The organism is Streptomyces sp. NPDC050617 (assembly GCF_040654795.1).
Classification (GTDB): Bacteria; Actinomycetota; Actinomycetes; order Streptomycetales; family Streptomycetaceae; genus Streptomyces.
The window spans coordinates 78,931-93,596 of sequence record NZ_JBFAIS010000028.1; the positions used below are offsets into that span (position 1 = coordinate 78,931).

Genomic DNA, 14,666 nt, shown 5'->3' on the forward strand with positions numbered 1-14,666 from the left:
GTGGCCGTCCGCCGGCCGGCGCCGGTCGAGTACGGCGGCGGTCAGCGAGGCGGCGCGGACTCCTCGGCGCGGACGACGCGCTCCCGCGCGGCGGACACGCGGGCGGCGAGGCGGCGCGCGCTGTCGGGCAGGCGAGTCTCCGCCTCGCGCTGCGACGCCCGGACCGCCGCGGGCAGCTCGCTCCAGTCCTGGCACGCGGCGTCGCGTCCGGCGAGTTCGAGTTCCCTGCGCGCCGTGCGGCGCAGGTCATCCGCATCGCCCTTCGCCTCGGCGAGCAGTTCCTGCACCGCCCCGCGGGCATCGTCGGGCGAGGCGTACGACTCGTCCTCGTCGCGCATGCACCGCGCCCAGGCCCGACGTGCCTGGACGTATCGCGGCGACTTCGTCACCGTGTCGATGACCTTCGCGTTCACCCCTTCCAGGGCGAGGCGGTCCTCCTCCCAGCGGCGTCCGTAGAGCGTGGCCTGGCTCCGGTAGACGCAGCCGTCCGTGTTGACCCGGAGCGAGGGGGCGCCGGGGGCGGCGATGGTGCGCTCGTGCGGGGCCGTGCCCACGAGCGCGCGCTCCCAACGGGTCCGCCGCTCGACGGACCAGCCGCCGGTGAGCCGGGTGTTGGGATCGGCGCCGGGCCCGGCGAGCGCGGCACTCGTCAAGCCGTATCCGTCCTGCCGGGCGCCCTCGCGGGTCACCAGCCCGTACGGATTGACGGACGGCGTCGGGGCGGCCGGCACCTCCTGGTACTCGAACCCCGCCCCTCGCATGCACGCGGCGACCGCGCGCTCCTCGGCCCGGTGCAGCGCGCGTTCCTCGGCGGGCGTCGGCAGCGCGGCGCCATGCAGGGGCACCGGCAACGGCTGTGACGCCCGGTGGCCAGGTGCGTCGGAGCACCCGGCCACCGTCAGCAGCGCCGATAACGCCGATAACACGGCCACCACGGTGGTTCTGCCGCGCGTACGGGTCACGGGCACCAGCGGTTGGAGGCGACGTTCTTGTAGTACGCGGTCCCCGTCAGGTCGCCTATGCCGTAGCCGCGCTTGATGTCGACGTGGCTGCCGGCATAGCCGGTCTTGCTGAAGATGCGCACCGTGCACTGGGTGCCGCTGTTGGACACCGAGAGGGCGTTGTTGAACTTGTTGTACTGGAGCAGGTTCGAGTTATCGCCCGCCACCTCTCCGGGGTCACCCGCGTAGTTCTTGCTCAGGTAGGCACAGAGCTTGGTGGACGGGCACGCCGCCGCGTTCGCCGGGGCGGCGATCGCGACGGCCGCGCCGCTCGCCGCCATGGCCAGGGCGGCAGCGGAGGTGAGCAACTTCTTGATCATCGTTCCCCCTTGCGTCACACGGGTCACCGGTGGACCGCCCCACAGGATTCGCGGCGGCCTCGGCGGACGACATGCTTCCGACCGGGGCGACCGGAAACCGGCTGTGAGTGGCGAAGTCGCTCCCCTTGACGTGTGGCCAGGGCACGCATCGCCCGTCGCCCCTGACGCCGGAGGGAGCGACTGACGCCGGAAGGGGCGACTGACGCCGGAGGGAGCGACGAGTTCAAGCCCCCTCCGGCGCTTCGCGCTGTCGGCCTCAGCCGCGTCCCCCTGTGGCGGCGGACCGGCGGCGGAGGGCGATGAGGGTGCCGGCGCCTGCCGCGACCAGGAGGGCGGCGCCGCCGGCCAGGTACGGGGTGAGGGCGTTGCCGCCGGTTTCGGCGAGGTCGGCGGGGGCGTGGCCGGAGCCCGTCTGGGGCTTGGGGGCCGGGGCGGCCGGGGTGCTGGGGGCGGGGGCGGAGGGGCTCGGGGAGGTGGCGGCCCTGGGCGTCTCGCAGGTGGCCCGGGCGAGGGTGACTCTGCCCTTCACGTCCGCCACGTTGAGCTTCAGCGGGTTGACCGCGACGTCGAGTTCGAGCGCGGTCGCCGCCGCGGTGCGCGACGTGGTCGAGGTCTTCGACAGGTCGAGCCGGACCTCGCCGACGCCCGGCACCTCCACCTTGGTCGTGCCCGCCGCCGAGAGAGTGACCTTTTTGCCGAGCACCGACACGTCGCCGAGCACGTTCGACGCGGCGGTCGGCTTGCGGCCCGCCTCGCACACTGCCTTGGACGTGACCTGCTGGACCTCGATGAGGGGGAGCAGCGGCAGGCCCGGTACGTGCACCTTGGCGTGCGCCAGGTTGGCGTACCCCCGCGCGGCGTGCCGGTCGGCCGTGGCGCGCGCCGTGGCCACGTCGGCGCGGAGCACGTGGACGGGGTTTCCGCGGTCGACGCCGTCCACGGTGACGCTGAGCGCGGTCTTGGCGGCCTCGGCGGGTGCGTGGACCTCGTTGAGGGAGGCGGACAGCGGCACGTCGACGGCCTTGTTGAGGAGCGAGACGTCGAGCCCCGCCCGGAGGACGACCGCGCCGGCCTTGCCGCCGCCGTTGGAGGCGCCGTCGGCGGTGCCGCTTCCGGCGCCGTTACCGGCGCCGTGGCCGGTGGCGGGTGCGGCGTGTGCCGGTGCGGCTCCGGAGAGGACGGCCGGTCCGGCGGCGAGCACGGTGGCCGCGGCGACCGACGCGAGACGGCGTACGGGCAGGCCGAAGGAGAAGCTGGCGGTGCTGGGCATGCGTGTGGGACCCCCACATGAGGCATGGAGCCGCCGGCGCGGCCAATGGGGGACATCGCCGGCCGACGGCTTGGACCCCGTCATGTTTGACGCACTGAGGGTGAACGGACAGCTACCTGGCGTCAGTTCATTCCAAAGGGTGGTTTCCGCACCTGGATTCGATTCTCCTGGCGCTCCCGGCCCCCCAACCGCGCCCTGCTCCCCCGGCCCTCACGTCACGCCCCGTCACCGAGGCCGCCGCATCCGCACGCCGCCCGGTCCACGATGCGAACCACTTGTTCGATATACGCAGGTCATCGCTAAAGTGCCGTTCTGTGTCACATGAGCAGACCGACCAGCAGACGGACCAGCAGACGGGCCAGCCCACCGAGGCTCCCCCCGCGACCGCCCCCGCGCCGCCCGCCCCCGAGGACGGCTCCCCCGCCGCCGACCGGGCCGCGCGCCTCGCGGTAACGGTCTTCCCGCTGCTCGTCCTCGCGGCCGGGGCGCTCGGACTCGCCCTCCCCTCGCCCTTCACCGGCTGGGCGCCCGCGGTCCCGTACCTGCTCGGCGTCGTGATGTTCTCGATGGGGCTCACCCTGACGCTGCCGGACTTCACCGCCGTCGCCAAGCGCCCGTGGGCGGTCGCGATCGGGCTGGTGGCGCACTACGTGATCATGCCGGGGCTGGGCTGGCTCATCGCCACCGTGCTCGACCTGCCGCCGCAGCTCGCCGCCGGGGTGATCCTGGTCGGCTGCGCGCCGAGCGGCACGGCCTCCAACGTCGTCACCTACCTGGCGCGCGGCGACGTGGCCCTGTCGGTCTCGGTCGCCACGGTCTCGACGCTCGTCGCACCGCTCGTCACGCCGCCGCTGACGCTGCTGCTCGCGGACCAGTTCCTGCACGTCGACGCGGGGGCGATGGTCACCGACATCCTCAAGACGGTGCTGGCGCCGGTGCTGCTGGGCGTGCTGGTCCGGCTGGTGGCGAGTCGCTACATCGACAAGGTGCTGCGGGTGCTGCCGTGGGTCTCGGCGGTCACCATCGCCGTCATCGTGCTGACGGTGGTCGCCGGCAGCGCCCGGCTCATCATGGACGCGGCGGCGCTCGTCTTCGTCGCCGTCATCCTCCACAACGGGCTGGGCCTCGCCCTCGGCTACGCCTCCGGCAAGCTGGCCCGGCTCGGCCGTCCGGGCAGCAGGGCGATGGCCTTCGAGGTCGGCATGCAGAACTCCGGCCTCGCCGCCTCCCTGGCCACCGCCCACTTCAGCCCGGCGGCCGCGCTGCCGGCGGCGGTCTTCTCCGTCTGGCACAACATCTCGGGCGCGCTGGCGGCGGCCTGGATGGGCCGCTCGTCCCGCCGCGCGGAGTAACCCCGACCGCTGTCCCGCGACCGCCCCCGATCGGAAGCCGGCCCGTACGAACCCGGTCCCATACGAAAGTCCCGTACGGAACCGGCCCCGCACGAAACCGGTCTCGGGCAAAGGTCCCGTACGCATCCGGCCCGCGCCCCGACGGGCCCATCCCGCGGCCCCGCCCGCCTCAGCGGATCACCCTCCCCCGCAGCACCACCCGGTCCGGTGACCCCAGCACCCGTACGTCCGCCCGCGGGTCCGTCCCGTAGACGACCAGGTCGGCCGGGGCGCCCTCCTCCAGGCCCGGGCGGCCGAGCCACTGGCGGGCGCCCCAGGCGGCGGCGTGCAGCGCGGCGGACGCCGGGATGCCGGCCTTGACCAGTTCGGCGACCTCCTGGCCGACGAGCCCGTGGGCCAGCGCGCCGCCCGCGTCCGTGCCGACGTAGACCGGCACGCCCGCGTCGTACGCCGCGCGCACCGTCTCGTACCGCCGCTCGTGCAGCCGCCGCATATGGGCGGCCCAGCGCGGGAACTTCCGCTCGCCGCCCGTCGCGAGCCGGGGGAAGAGGGCGATGTTGACGAGCGTGGGGACGATCGCGACGCCGCGCTCGGCGAACAGCGGGATCGTCTCCTCGGTCAGCCCGGTGGCGTGCTCGACGCAGTCGATGCCCGCCTCGACCAGCGGGGCCAGCGTCTCCTCGGCGAAGCAGTGCGCGGTGACGCGCGCGCCGAGCCGGTGCGCCTCCGCGATGGCGGCCTCTACCTCGCCGCGCGGCCAGCAGGCCGACAGGTCGCCGGTCTCGCGGTCGATCCAGTCGCCGACGAGCTTGACCCAGCCGTCGCCGTTGCGGGCCTCCCGTGCCACGTAGGCGACGAGGTCCTCCGGCTCGATCTCGTGCGCGTAGTTGCGGATGTAGCGGCGGGTGCGGGCGATGTGCCGGCCCGCGCGGATGATGCGCGGCAGGTCGTCGCGGTCGTCGATCCAGCGGGTGTCGGAGGGCGAGCCGGCGTCGCGCAGCAGCAGCGCGCCCGCGTCGCGGTCGGTCACCGCCTGTTTCTCGCTGGTCGAGGCGTCGACCGGGCCGTGCTCGTCGAGGCCGACGTGGCAGTGGGCGTCGACGAGGCCGGGCAGGGTCCAGCCCTCGATGAGGGTGGTCTCGCGCGCGCCGCGCGGCCGCTCGTAGGTGACGCGGCCGTCGATCACCCACAGCTCGTCGCGTACGTCCTCCGCGCCGACCAGCACCCGTCCCTTGATGTGCAACACCGGCGTCTCCGACACCGCAGCGCTCTCGCTCATGGACGGCACTGTACGAGCCCGAACACGCGTGTGCGTAGGGCGCCCGCGGGCGGCGCGCAATCGCGCCCGGCGCCTTCCCCGGTTTCTCGCGGCGTCTTCCGCGGCCCCTCGCGGACTCCTTCCAGGCTCCTTCCGGACTCGCCCCGGATCCCTTCCCGCAACCCGCACTCCAATCCCTATTGATGAATTATTTATTCCATCCCTAGAATCCTATTAAGCGCAGCTTCCCGCATTCTTCTGCCCGCTTTCCCGGACCTTAAACACCAAGATTCCGCTAACGCCGGATGGCGTAATTCCAGGGAATCTCAAGACCGTTACCCAGATGTGACACACTCCACAACACGCCCGGATTGCCCAGAAAATACCGGACAAACCGCCACATCTTGCAGGCGAGCCGCGCGCTCGCGGGCCCCCGCGCGTTAACACAAAAGCGCATCCTGCGTAACCCCTACCCGCGATGCAATTTCAAATTTAGCTCGGTAAATTCAATCCGCATGACCGCCGCACAAGCAGACCTTGCACGTGCCCGCTGCGAATTTCTCGAAATGCCGGAGGGGCTGAAGCTCGACACTCCATGTCTGGAGGACGGAGCCGCGATCTGGCGCATCGCCCGCGACTCCGAGGTGCTGGATCTCAACTCCTCGTACAGCTACCTCCTGTGGTGCCGCGACTTCGCCGCCACCTCGGCGGTGGCCCGGTCCGAGGGCGGCGAGCCGGTCGGCTTCGTGACCGGCTACATACGCCCCGAGCGCCCGCGCACCCTGGTCGTCTGGCAGATCGCCGTCGACCGCGCGCACCGCGGCCGGGGGCTCGCCGCCGCGCTGCTGGACGGACTGGTGGAGCGGACCGCCCGGGAGCCGGGCGTCGACGAGGTCGAGACCACGATCACGGCCGACAACGCCCCCTCCAACCGGCTGTTCGCCTCGTTCGCCGAACGGCACGGCGCCCGCTTGGAGCGCGAAGACCTCTTCGGCGCCGAGCTGTTCCCGGACACCGGTCACGAGCCGGAGGTGCTGCACCGCATCGGCCCGATCGTGGTCTGAGGCAGCCCCTCCCCCGGCACCCCCCATCGCTTCTCACTCACCCCCTCGCGATTCGTCTCCCAGGAGAACGCTGTGACCATCACCCCGCCCGCCCTGAGCGTCTTCGAGACCCTGGAGTCGGAGGTGCGCAGCTACTGCCGCAGCTGGCCCGCCGTCTTCGACCGTGCCCAGGGCAGCTACATGTACGACGAGGACGGCCACACCTACCTCGACTTCTTCTCCGGCGCCGGCGCCCTCAACTACGGCCACAACAACCCGGTGCTCAAGCGCGCGCTGATCGACTACATCGCGCGGGACGGCGTCACGCACGGCCTGGACATGGGCACCACCGCGAAGCGCGCGTTCCTGGAGTCCTTCCAGAACATGATCCTGCGCCCGCGCGACCTGCCGTACAAGGTCATGTTCCCCGGCCCGACGGGCACCAACGCCGTGGAGGCCGCGCTCAAGCTGGCCCGCAAGGTCAAGGGCCGCGAGTCGATCGTGTCGTTCACCAACGCCTTCCACGGCATGTCGCTCGGCTCGCTCGCGGTCACCGGCAACGCCTTCAAACGGGCCGGCGCGGGCATCCCGCTGGTGCACGGCACCCCGATGCCGTTCGACAACTACTTCGACGGCCGCGTCCCGGACTTCCTGTGGTTCGAGCGGCTGCTGGAGGACCAGGGCTCCGGCCTGAACACCCCCGCCGCCGTCATCGTCGAGACGGTGCAGGGCGAGGGCGGCATCAACGTCGCCCGTCCCGAGTGGCTGCGGGCCCTCGCCGACCTGTGCAAGCGCCGCGACATGCTGCTCATCGTCGACGACATCCAGATGGGCTGCGGCCGTACGGGTGCCTTCTTCTCGTTCGAGGAGGCGGGCATCACCCCGGACATCGTGACCCTGTCGAAGTCCATCGGCGGCTACGGGATGCCGATGTCGCTGACGCTCTTCAAGCCGGAGCTGGACGTCTGGGAGCCGGGCGAGCACAACGGCACCTTCCGCGGCAACAACCCGTCCTTCGTCACCGCGGCCGCGGCCCTGGACACCTACTGGGCCGACGGCCAGACCGAGAAGCAGACCCTCGCCCGCGGCGAGCAGGTCGAGCAGGCGCTGCGCGCGATCTGCGAGGAGCACGTGCGGCTCGGCGCCGAGTACCGCGGCCGCGGCCTGGTCTGGGGCCTGGAGTTCACCGACAAGTCGCGCGCCACGGCGGTGGCCCGGCGCGCCTTCGAACTCGGCCTGCTGATCGAGACGTCCGGCCCGGAGAGCGAGGTCATCAAGCTCCTCCCGGCGCTGACCGTCACCCCCGAAGAGCTGGACGAGGGTCTGCGGACCCTCGCCCGAGCGGTCAACGAGACCGCCTGACCGCAGTACGCGCGGTGAGCGCGCCAGGCGCGACGAGCGCAGTATGTACGTACGAGAGAAAGGCAGCACCGCACCGTGATCGTCCGATCCTTCAAGGACATCGAGGGCACCGACCGGCACGTCAAGGCGGCGACCGGCACCTGGGAGAGCAAGCGCATCGTGCTGGCCAAGGAGCGGGTGGGCTTCTCGCTCCACGAGACCGTGCTCTACGCCGGCACCGAGACGTCGATGTGGTACGCCAACCACATCGAGGCGGTCCTGTGCGTGGAGGGCGAGGCCGAGCTCACCAATGAGGAGACCGGCGAGAAGCACCTCATCACGCCCGGCACCATGTACCTGCTCGACGGGCACGAGAAGCACACCATGCGCCCGAAGACCGACTTCCGCTGCGTCTGCGTCTTCAACCCGCCGGTCACCGGCCGTGAGGACCACGACGAGAACGGCGTCTACCCCCTGCTGACCGAGCCGGAGTCCGTACCGGAGACCGTCAGCAGCTGAAACCCGAGCCCCGCAGGCCCAAGAGAGGAGAGATCATGACCACCGCCCCCGAGCGCACCACTGACCTGTACCCCACCCGTGGCACGAGCGAGGTGACCACCCAGCGCCAGGACCCGGTGGTGTGGTCCGACCCTGGGGCTCCGGGGCCGATAGACGCGGCGGAGCTGCGGGACTACGAGCGGGACGGCTTCCTCGCCGTCGATCAGCTCATCACCCCGGACGAGGTCGAGGTCTACCGCGCCGAGCTCGACCGGCTGATCGCCGATCCGGCCGTACGGGCCGACGAGCGCTCGATCATCGAGCCGAAGTCGCAGAAGGTGCGGTCGGTGTTCGAGGTGCACCGGCTCAGCGAGGTGTTCGCCGGCCTGGTCAGCGATCCACGGGTGGTGGACCGCGCCCGGCAGATCCTGGGCTCGGACGTGTACGTCCACCAGTCCCGGATCAACGTCAAGCCGGGGTTCGGGGCCAGTGGCTTCTACTGGCACTCGGACTTCGAGACCTGGCACGCCGAGGACGGGCTGGCGAACATGCGGACCGTGTCGGTCTCGATCGCGCTGACCGAGAACTACGACACCAACGGCGGCCTCATGATCATGCCGGGCTCGCACCGGACGTTCCTGGGGTGCGCGGGCGAGACGCCGAAGGACAACTACAAGCAGTCGCTGAAGATGCAGGACGCCGGGACCCCCTCGGACGAGGCCCTCACCGGCTTCGCCGAGAAGCACGGCATCAAGCTCTTCACGGGCCCGGCCGGCTCGGCGACCTGGTTCGACTGCAACTGCATGCACGGGTCGGGCGACAACATCACGCCCTTCGCGCGCAGCAATGTCTTCATCGTCTTCAACAGCATGGAGAACCCGGCGGTGGAGCCCTTCGCGGCCCCGGTGCCCCGCCCGTCCTTCATCGGCGCCCGAGCCCCGTTCACGCCCGTGAAGTAGTGCCCGTGTGAACCGGCGCCACCTGGTATGACGCGCCCGTGGGCGGCCCCTCACCAGAGGGACCGCCCACGGGCGCGCGGTCATTTGACGCCGACGGCTATCGACTGGGCCCCCGCCAGATGGCGCACCCAGTTCTCCCCGAACCCGGCCTCGGCCAGCCAGCGCCGGCAGTCCGCGCCGGTGAAGTCGAAGCCGCCCGTGGTCTCTATGAGCATGTTGAGGCTCATCAGCAGCCCGGTCGCGTTCTGGCGCCGGTCGTCGTCGATCAGCGACTCGTAGACGATGACCGCCCCGCCCTCGGGCAGCGCCTCGTACGCCTTGCGGAGCAGCATGCGCTTGGTGGGCAGGTCCCAGTCGTGCAGGACGTGGCCGAAGATCAGCACGTCGGCGGTGGGCAGCGGCCCGGTGAGGAAGTCGCCGCCGATGAAGGAGAGGCGGTCGGCGAGGCCGCTGCTTCTCAGGCGGCCGTGGAAGTTCCCGGCGACGGCCGGCAGGTCGAAGCCGATGCCCTCCAGGTGGGGGCGCACGCGCAGCAGCTGGGTGAGCAGCGCGCCCTCGGCGCAGCCGATGTCGGCGACGGTCCGGCGGCCGGACCAGTCGAAGGCTTCGGCGATGGCGTGCGCGGAGCGGGCGGAGAGACCGGTCATGGCCTGCTGGAACTCCGTGAGCCGGGCGGGCTCCTCGTAGAGGGAGTCGAAGAGGTCGCCGCCCTCCCGGCTCTTCTTGACCTCGTTCTGCGGCTCTCCGGTGCGCAGCGCCTCGGCGAGGCCGCCCCAGAAGTCGTACAGGCGGTTGTCGGCCATCTCCAGGAAGCCGCCGATGTAGGTGGACTGGCCGCGGTCCAGATAGCGGGCGGTGGCGGGCGTGTTGGCGTAGGTGCCGCGGTCGTCTGCCGGGCCGTCCGCGCCGTCGAGGTCGCCGCCGGTGCGGTGCAGCATGCCGAGCGCCACGAGCGCGTCCAGGAAGTCGCGGGCGGAGCGCGGGTGCAGGTCGAGCCGGACGCGCAGTTCCTCGTACGGCATGGGGCGCTCGGCCAGCACCGTGAACAGGTCGAGGCGGACCGCGCTGAGCAGGACCTTCGCCGCCTGGAAGCCCAGCCCGACGTCGAGGATGCGGTCCGGGGAAGCGGCTTGGTCCCGCTCAGTGCGTGGGTACTGCATGGTGGCTCTCCTCGTGGGCGTCAGCGGTGATCGGCCGGATTCGGCGATCAGTGCGTCCGTACCCGCTCAGGCTGTTCCGGCCACTTCCAGCAGCCGGTCCACGTCGGCTTCGGTGTTGTAGAGGTGGAAGGCGGCGCGGAGGTTGCCCGCGCGGTTGGAGAGCTGGATGCCTCGGTCGGCGAGGCGGGGGGCCTGGTGGCCGAGGGCGGGGACGGAGACGATGGCCGAGCCCTCGGAGGGTACGGGGGTGTGGCCGAGGTCGGCGAGGCCGCGGCGGAAGCGGTCGGCGAGGGCGCGGTCGTGGGCGCCGATGGCGTCGACGCCGAGCTCCTCGATGAGGGCGAGCGAGTGCCGGGCGGCGACGTACGAGTAGAGGCTGGGGCTCTCGTCGAAGCGGCGGGCGGAGCGGGCGAGTTCCTCGACGGGGCCGTAGCAGCTGTCCCAGGGCTTCTCGCCGGAGACCCAGCCGGCGAAGGAGGGGGTGAGCGGGGTGGCGGTGGGGTCGGCGGGGGTGGTGAGGAAGGCGGTGCCGCGCGGGGAGAGGAGCCACTTGTAGCAGACCGCCGCCGTGTAGTCGTAGGCGTCCGCGTCCACCGGCAGCCAGCCGGCCGCCTGGCTCACGTCGATGAACGTGCGGGCGCCGTGGGCCCCGGCCGCCGCCGCGATGGCGTCGAGGTCCGCGATCCGGCCGTCCGCCGACTGCACGGCGCTGACGGCGACGAGCGCCGTGCCGGGCCGTACGGCGTCGGGGAGCTTCTCCAGCGGCATGGTGCGCACGGTGAGGTCGGGGCGCATGTGGAAGGGGTTGACGAGGGAGCTGAAGTCGCCCTCGGCGACCAGGACTTCGGACCCGGGCGGCAGGGACTGGGCGATCAGTCCGCCGTAGACCGCGACGGACCCGCCCGCGGCGACGCGCTCCGGCGGCACGCCGACGAGCCGGGCGTACGAGGCGCGCGCCGCCTCGACCGCCTCGTAGTGGACGGTGAGGGAGCGGCCGGCCGCGGTGTCCTCGACGGCCCCGGTCATGGCGGCGACGGCGGTGGCGGGCAGCAGGCCGGCGGAGGCGGTGTTGAGGTAGGTCGTCTCGGGCGCGAAGAGCGTGGTCGCGAGTTTCTCCATGGTGGCGACTATGCGCGGCGGACCGCCGCCGCGTCCACGGTCCGCCGGGCCGGACCGGGGCGCGTACGGCGGGAGTTCGCCGACGGGGCCCGGAGCCGTCAGGCCGTCAGCGCGTCAGCGCGGGGTAGTCGATGTAGCCCTCGTCCGCGCCGCCGAACATCGTGGCCCGGTCCGGCGCGTTGTACGGGCCGCCGGCCGCGAGGCGCGCCGGCAGGTCCGGGTTGGCGAGGAAGAGCGCCCCGTAGGCGAGCGCGTCGGCGGTGCCGTCCTCGACGAGGGGCAGCTCCTCGGCGCCGGTGGGGCGGCCGACCGTGCCCGGATTGAGCAGGAAGACGCCGCTGAACTGCTTGCGGAGGGTGAGGGTCAGTTCGCGGTCGCGGCCCTCGACGACGTGCAGATAGGCGAGGCCGAGCGGGTCGACCGCCTTGACGAGGGCGGTGTAGACGGCTTCGGGGGCGGGCTCGTCGATGTCGTTGTAGGGGTTTCCGGGCGAGACGCGCAGCCCCGTGCGGTCGGCGCCGATCTCGGCGGCGACGGCACGGGCGGTCTCGACGGCGAAGCGGACGCGGTTCTCGTCGGAGCCGCCCCAGGCGTCGGTGCGGCGGTTGGTGTTCGGGGCCAGGAACTGGTGGATGAGGTAGCCGTTGGCGCCGTGCAGTTCGACGCCGTCGAACCCCGCGGCGATCGCGTTGCGGGCCGCGCTCACGAAGTCGGCGACGGTCGCGCGGATCTCGTCCTCGGTGAGGACGTGAGGCGTGACGAAGTCCTTGGGGCCCTCGTGGGTGTAGACCTGCCCGGCCGCCGGGACGGCGGAGGCGCCCACCGGAACGAGCCCGTCCGGCAGCAGGGAGGGGTGGCCGATGCGCCCGGTGTGCATGAGCTGGACGAAGATCCGGCCGCCGGCCGCGTGCACGGCGTCGGTGACCTTGCGCCAGGCGGCGACCTGGGCGGCGCTGTGCAGGCCGGGGGTGTCGGGGTAGCCCTGGCCGACGGCGGAGGGGTGGGTGCCCTCGGTGATGATCAGCCCGGCGGAGGCGCGCTGCGCGTAGTACGTGGCGACGGAGTCCGTCGGCGTGGCGCCGGGGCCGAAGGCGCGGCTGCGGGTCATCGGGGCCATGACGATGCGGTTGGCGAGGCGGACGGCGCCGAGTTCGAGGGGGTCGAAGGCGGTGGTCACGGGGTCCTCCAGGAGGTATGCGATCGCTTTACACGGTCGGCCGACCGGATAACCGCTCGGCGCCGCAGGGCATTCCTTGGCCGGCCAAAGTAATCTGGAGCGGGCGCGGGCGCCCCGAGAGCCGAGGAGCGCCGCCCGTACGCCATGGAGGCCCGTCATGACACCGACCGACGACGTTCCCTGTCCGGACTCCCCCGCCACGCCGGCCGCCGCACCCGCCGTGACCAGCCACGCCGTCCCCAGAATCGCCCGGCTGCACCGCGCGGCGGCGGGCCGCCTGCTGCGCCGCGTCGGCCTCCACCCCGGCCAGGAATTCCTGATGATGCTGCTGTGGGACCAGGGCCCCCAGCGGCAGGCGGAGCTGATCAAGACGCTGGCGCTGGACGCGTCGACGGTGACCCGGATGGTGCAGCGCCTGGAGCAGGCCGGACTGGTGACCCGCACCCCCGACCCGGTCGACGGCCGCGCGATGCGCGTCGAGGCGACGGAATCGGGCCACGCGCTGCGCGCGGACGTCGAGCGGGCCTGGCTGGAGCTGGAGGAGCAGACGCTCGCCGGCCTCGGCGCGGACGAGCGCCGCGAACTCACCCGGCTGCTCGCGCGCGTGGAGGGCAATCTGTGCCGGTCCGCGGCAGCAGCGGCGGCCCGCTAGAACTCCGCGCCGCTACGTGCCCGCCGGCCGCGGAAGCGTGAACTCGTCGCCGAGGCCGAGGCGGCGCAGCACCCCCGAGATGTGCCGGTGCAGCAGCTCGCGGGCCTCGCCGCCGTGGCCCGCGCCCATGGCCAGGGCGATGGCCTCGTGCTCCGCGATGTCGTCCGCCGCGTGGCCGGGGCCCGCGATCGAGGCGGCGGAGACGCGCAGTCCCTGGCCCCAGAGGGCGGCGTGCATCGAGGCCAGGACCGGGTTGCCGCCGGCCTCGACGAGTTCGCCGTGGAAGGCGCGGCCGATGACGAGGGCCTGCGCGGACGACGGCGACGGGCCCGCCGGCACCTCGTCCTCCAGCGCGTACAGCCGCTCGCCCAGCCGGCGCAGTTCGTTGTGGCCGCGGGCCGCCACCGTGTCCAGCGCGAACAGCTCGATGAGCAGCCGCGCCTCCATCACGCACCGGGCCTCGCCCAGCGATACGGGCGCCACCAGCGCGCCGCGCTCGGCGACCAGCTGGAGGTACCCCTCGTCGCTCATCCGCCGGAACGCCTCCCGGACCAGGTCCGCGTCGGCCCCGAGCCGGTCGGCGACGGCCTCCACCGAGAGCACCGCGCCGCTGAGGAAGGTGCCGTCGAGCACCCGTGCCCGCAACTCGGCGTGGACGCGGTCCACCGGGGCGTTCTCCTGGGACATATGTCCAGTGTGCACCGATGCGGCCCCTGTTACGCCCGGCGCCGGCCCCAAGCGGGTGGCGGCGCGCGGCCCGCTCGCGCGCCCGTACGGGCGCCGCTCCCGCCCCGCCGGGCGCACTCCCCGCGCCGTGCGCTTGCCGGTAGCCTCCCGGCGCATGACGCATCCCCGTGACGTACGGCAGACAGGGCGCACGCGCGAGTACTGGGAGTCCGCCGGGGCCGCCCACACCTTCACCCATCCGCTCGATCCGGAGCTGCTCGCCGCCCATCTGCCCGTGGACGGGCGGATTCTCGACTACGGCTGCGGGTACGGCCGGCTGGTCCTGGAGCTCACCGCATCGGGCTACCGCGACGTGCGGGGCGTCGATCCGTCGGCGGCGCTCATCGCCCGGGGCCTCGCGGCCCGCCCGGAGCTGCGCCTGACCCGGATGGGCGCGCCGCCGCTGCCGTTCGCGGACGCGTCGTTCGACGCGGCGCTCCTCTTCGCCGTCCTCACCTCGGCCCCCGACCCGGTCGCGCAGGAGTCCGCGGTCGCGGAACTGGCCCGGCTCGTGCGGCCCGGCGGCGTCGTGTACGTCAGCGACGTGCCGCTCCAGACCGACGAGCGCAGCCGCGACCGCTACCGCGCGCAGGAGGCGAGCACCGGCACGTACGGCGTCTTCCGCATCGAGGACGGCGGGACGTTCCAGCACCAGCCGCCGGAGCGCTTCCACGAACTCTTCGGCCGCCATGGCTTCACGGCGGCCGAGGAGCGGCGGGACGTGACGCCGACGCTCGACGGCGGCACGGACCTCAGGGTCCAGCTGATCATGCGCCGGGCGGCTTAGACG

At 72.6% G+C, this 14,666-nt stretch carries 15 protein-coding genes; 7 read left to right on the forward strand and 8 right to left on the reverse strand.

The window, feature by feature from the left end; translation table 11 throughout:
- Window positions 1-41: 41 nt before the first annotated feature.
- The 3 genes from AB0I49_RS30180 to AB0I49_RS30190 all read right to left on the reverse strand — a co-directional run bounded on the left by AB0I49_RS30180 (window position 42) and on the right by AB0I49_RS30190 (window position 2,591).
- Window positions 42-845 (reverse strand): hypothetical protein, encoded by an 804-nt coding sequence (locus AB0I49_RS30180; RefSeq protein WP_363230290.1) that lies wholly within the window; start codon window positions 843-845, stop codon window positions 42-44.
- A 113-nt stretch (window positions 846-958) separates the two neighbouring features.
- Complete coding sequence (locus tag AB0I49_RS30185; protein WP_363230291.1) at window positions 959-1,321, reverse strand: peptidase inhibitor family I36 protein; 363 nt, start codon at window positions 1,319-1,321, stop codon at window positions 959-961.
- A gap of 256 nt (window positions 1,322-1,577) precedes the next feature.
- Window positions 1,578-2,591, reverse strand: a complete 1,014-nt coding sequence (locus AB0I49_RS30190) for an SCO1860 family LAETG-anchored protein (RefSeq protein ID WP_363230292.1) — start codon at window positions 2,589-2,591, stop codon at window positions 1,578-1,580.
- A 314-nt stretch (window positions 2,592-2,905) separates the two neighbouring features.
- Here AB0I49_RS30190 and AB0I49_RS30195 point away from each other — a divergent pair, with 314 nt between their 5' ends.
- Window positions 2,906-3,943 carry a bile acid:sodium symporter family protein gene (locus tag AB0I49_RS30195; protein ID WP_363230293.1) on the forward strand — a complete coding sequence of 346 codons (1,038 nt, stop codon included), beginning with the start codon at window positions 2,906-2,908 and terminating at the stop codon, window positions 3,941-3,943.
- A gap of 169 nt (window positions 3,944-4,112) precedes the next feature.
- On the opposite strand, the gene AB0I49_RS30200 is transcribed toward AB0I49_RS30195, so the two are convergent.
- Window positions 4,113-5,222, reverse strand: a complete 1,110-nt coding sequence (locus AB0I49_RS30200; RefSeq protein ID WP_363230294.1) for an amidohydrolase family protein — start codon at window positions 5,220-5,222, stop codon at window positions 4,113-4,115.
- A gap of 494 nt (window positions 5,223-5,716) precedes the next feature.
- On the opposite strand from AB0I49_RS30200, the gene ectA reads away from it, so the two are divergent.
- The 4 genes from ectA to thpD all read left to right on the forward strand — a co-directional run bounded on the left by ectA (window position 5,717) and on the right by thpD (window position 9,042).
- Complete coding sequence (gene ectA, locus AB0I49_RS30205; RefSeq protein ID WP_363230295.1) at window positions 5,717-6,265, forward strand: diaminobutyrate acetyltransferase; 549 nt, start codon at window positions 5,717-5,719, stop codon at window positions 6,263-6,265.
- Between the two features lie 72 nt (window positions 6,266-6,337).
- Window positions 6,338-7,606, forward strand: coding sequence for a diaminobutyrate--2-oxoglutarate transaminase (gene ectB / locus AB0I49_RS30210; RefSeq protein ID WP_363230296.1), 1,269 nt, complete (start codon window positions 6,338-6,340; stop codon window positions 7,604-7,606).
- A 75-nt stretch (window positions 7,607-7,681) separates the two neighbouring features.
- Window positions 7,682-8,104 carry an ectoine synthase gene (locus AB0I49_RS30215; protein WP_363230297.1) on the forward strand — a complete coding sequence of 141 codons (423 nt, stop codon included), beginning with the start codon at window positions 7,682-7,684 and terminating at the stop codon, window positions 8,102-8,104.
- A 35-nt stretch (window positions 8,105-8,139) separates the two neighbouring features.
- A complete protein-coding gene (gene thpD, locus AB0I49_RS30220) occupies window positions 8,140-9,042 on the forward strand; it encodes an ectoine hydroxylase (RefSeq protein ID WP_363230298.1) in 903 nt (300 codons plus the stop codon).
- Between the two features lie 80 nt (window positions 9,043-9,122).
- Here the strand turns inward: thpD and AB0I49_RS30225 are convergent, their stop codons facing one another.
- The 3 genes from AB0I49_RS30225 to AB0I49_RS30235 form a co-directional block, all read right to left on the reverse strand.
- Window positions 9,123-10,202, reverse strand: coding sequence for a methyltransferase (locus tag AB0I49_RS30225; protein WP_363230299.1), 1,080 nt, complete (start codon window positions 10,200-10,202; stop codon window positions 9,123-9,125).
- 66 nt (window positions 10,203-10,268) lie between these two features.
- The gene (locus AB0I49_RS30230) at window positions 10,269-11,321 is read right to left on the reverse strand and encodes an aminotransferase class V-fold PLP-dependent enzyme (RefSeq protein ID WP_363230300.1); all 1,053 of its coding nucleotides are present in this window, start codon (window positions 11,319-11,321) and stop codon (window positions 10,269-10,271) included.
- 106 nt (window positions 11,322-11,427) lie between these two features.
- A complete protein-coding gene (locus tag AB0I49_RS30235) occupies window positions 11,428-12,498 on the reverse strand; it encodes an alkene reductase (RefSeq protein ID WP_363230301.1) in 1,071 nt (356 codons plus the stop codon).
- Window positions 12,499-12,655: 157 nt separating this feature from the next.
- Here AB0I49_RS30235 and AB0I49_RS30240 point away from each other — a divergent pair, with 157 nt between their 5' ends.
- Window positions 12,656-13,150, forward strand: a complete 495-nt coding sequence (locus AB0I49_RS30240) for a MarR family winged helix-turn-helix transcriptional regulator (RefSeq protein ID WP_363230302.1) — start codon at window positions 12,656-12,658, stop codon at window positions 13,148-13,150.
- A 12-nt stretch (window positions 13,151-13,162) separates the two neighbouring features.
- On the opposite strand, the gene AB0I49_RS30245 is transcribed toward AB0I49_RS30240, so the two are convergent.
- The gene (locus AB0I49_RS30245; RefSeq protein WP_363230303.1) at window positions 13,163-13,837 is read right to left on the reverse strand and encodes a GntR family transcriptional regulator; all 675 of its coding nucleotides are present in this window, start codon (window positions 13,835-13,837) and stop codon (window positions 13,163-13,165) included.
- A 154-nt stretch (window positions 13,838-13,991) separates the two neighbouring features.
- Here AB0I49_RS30245 and AB0I49_RS30250 point away from each other — a divergent pair, with 154 nt between their 5' ends.
- Window positions 13,992-14,663 (forward strand): methyltransferase domain-containing protein, encoded by a 672-nt coding sequence (locus AB0I49_RS30250; RefSeq protein ID WP_363230304.1) that lies wholly within the window; start codon window positions 13,992-13,994, stop codon window positions 14,661-14,663.
- Window positions 14,664-14,666: the final 3 nt, after the last annotated feature.

Bases quoted from the DNA above. Each gene is read 5' to 3' on its own strand.
- thpD (WP_363230298.1), top strand. From the start codon at position 8,140: ATGACCACCGCCCCCGAGCGCACCACTGACCTGTACCCCACCCGTGGC.
- AB0I49_RS30230 (WP_363230300.1), bottom strand. From the start codon at position 11,321: ATGGAGAAACTCGCGACCACGCTCTTCGCGCCCGAGACGACCTACCTC.
- ectA (WP_363230295.1), top strand. From the start codon at position 5,717: ATGACCGCCGCACAAGCAGACCTTGCACGTGCCCGCTGCGAATTTCTC.
- AB0I49_RS30200 (WP_363230294.1), bottom strand. From the start codon at position 5,222: ATGAGCGAGAGCGCTGCGGTGTCGGAGACGCCGGTGTTGCACATCAAG.
- AB0I49_RS30225 (WP_363230299.1), bottom strand. From the start codon at position 10,202: ATGCAGTACCCACGCACTGAGCGGGACCAAGCCGCTTCCCCGGACCGC.
- AB0I49_RS30190 (WP_363230292.1), bottom strand. From the start codon at position 2,591: ATGCCCAGCACCGCCAGCTTCTCCTTCGGCCTGCCCGTACGCCGTCTC.
- AB0I49_RS30245 (WP_363230303.1), bottom strand. From the start codon at position 13,837: ATGTCCCAGGAGAACGCCCCGGTGGACCGCGTCCACGCCGAGTTGCGG.
- AB0I49_RS30185 (WP_363230291.1), bottom strand. From the start codon at position 1,321: ATGATCAAGAAGTTGCTCACCTCCGCTGCCGCCCTGGCCATGGCGGCG.
- AB0I49_RS30250 (WP_363230304.1), top strand. From the start codon at position 13,992: ATGACGCATCCCCGTGACGTACGGCAGACAGGGCGCACGCGCGAGTAC.
- AB0I49_RS30240 (WP_363230302.1), top strand. From the start codon at position 12,656: ATGACACCGACCGACGACGTTCCCTGTCCGGACTCCCCCGCCACGCCG.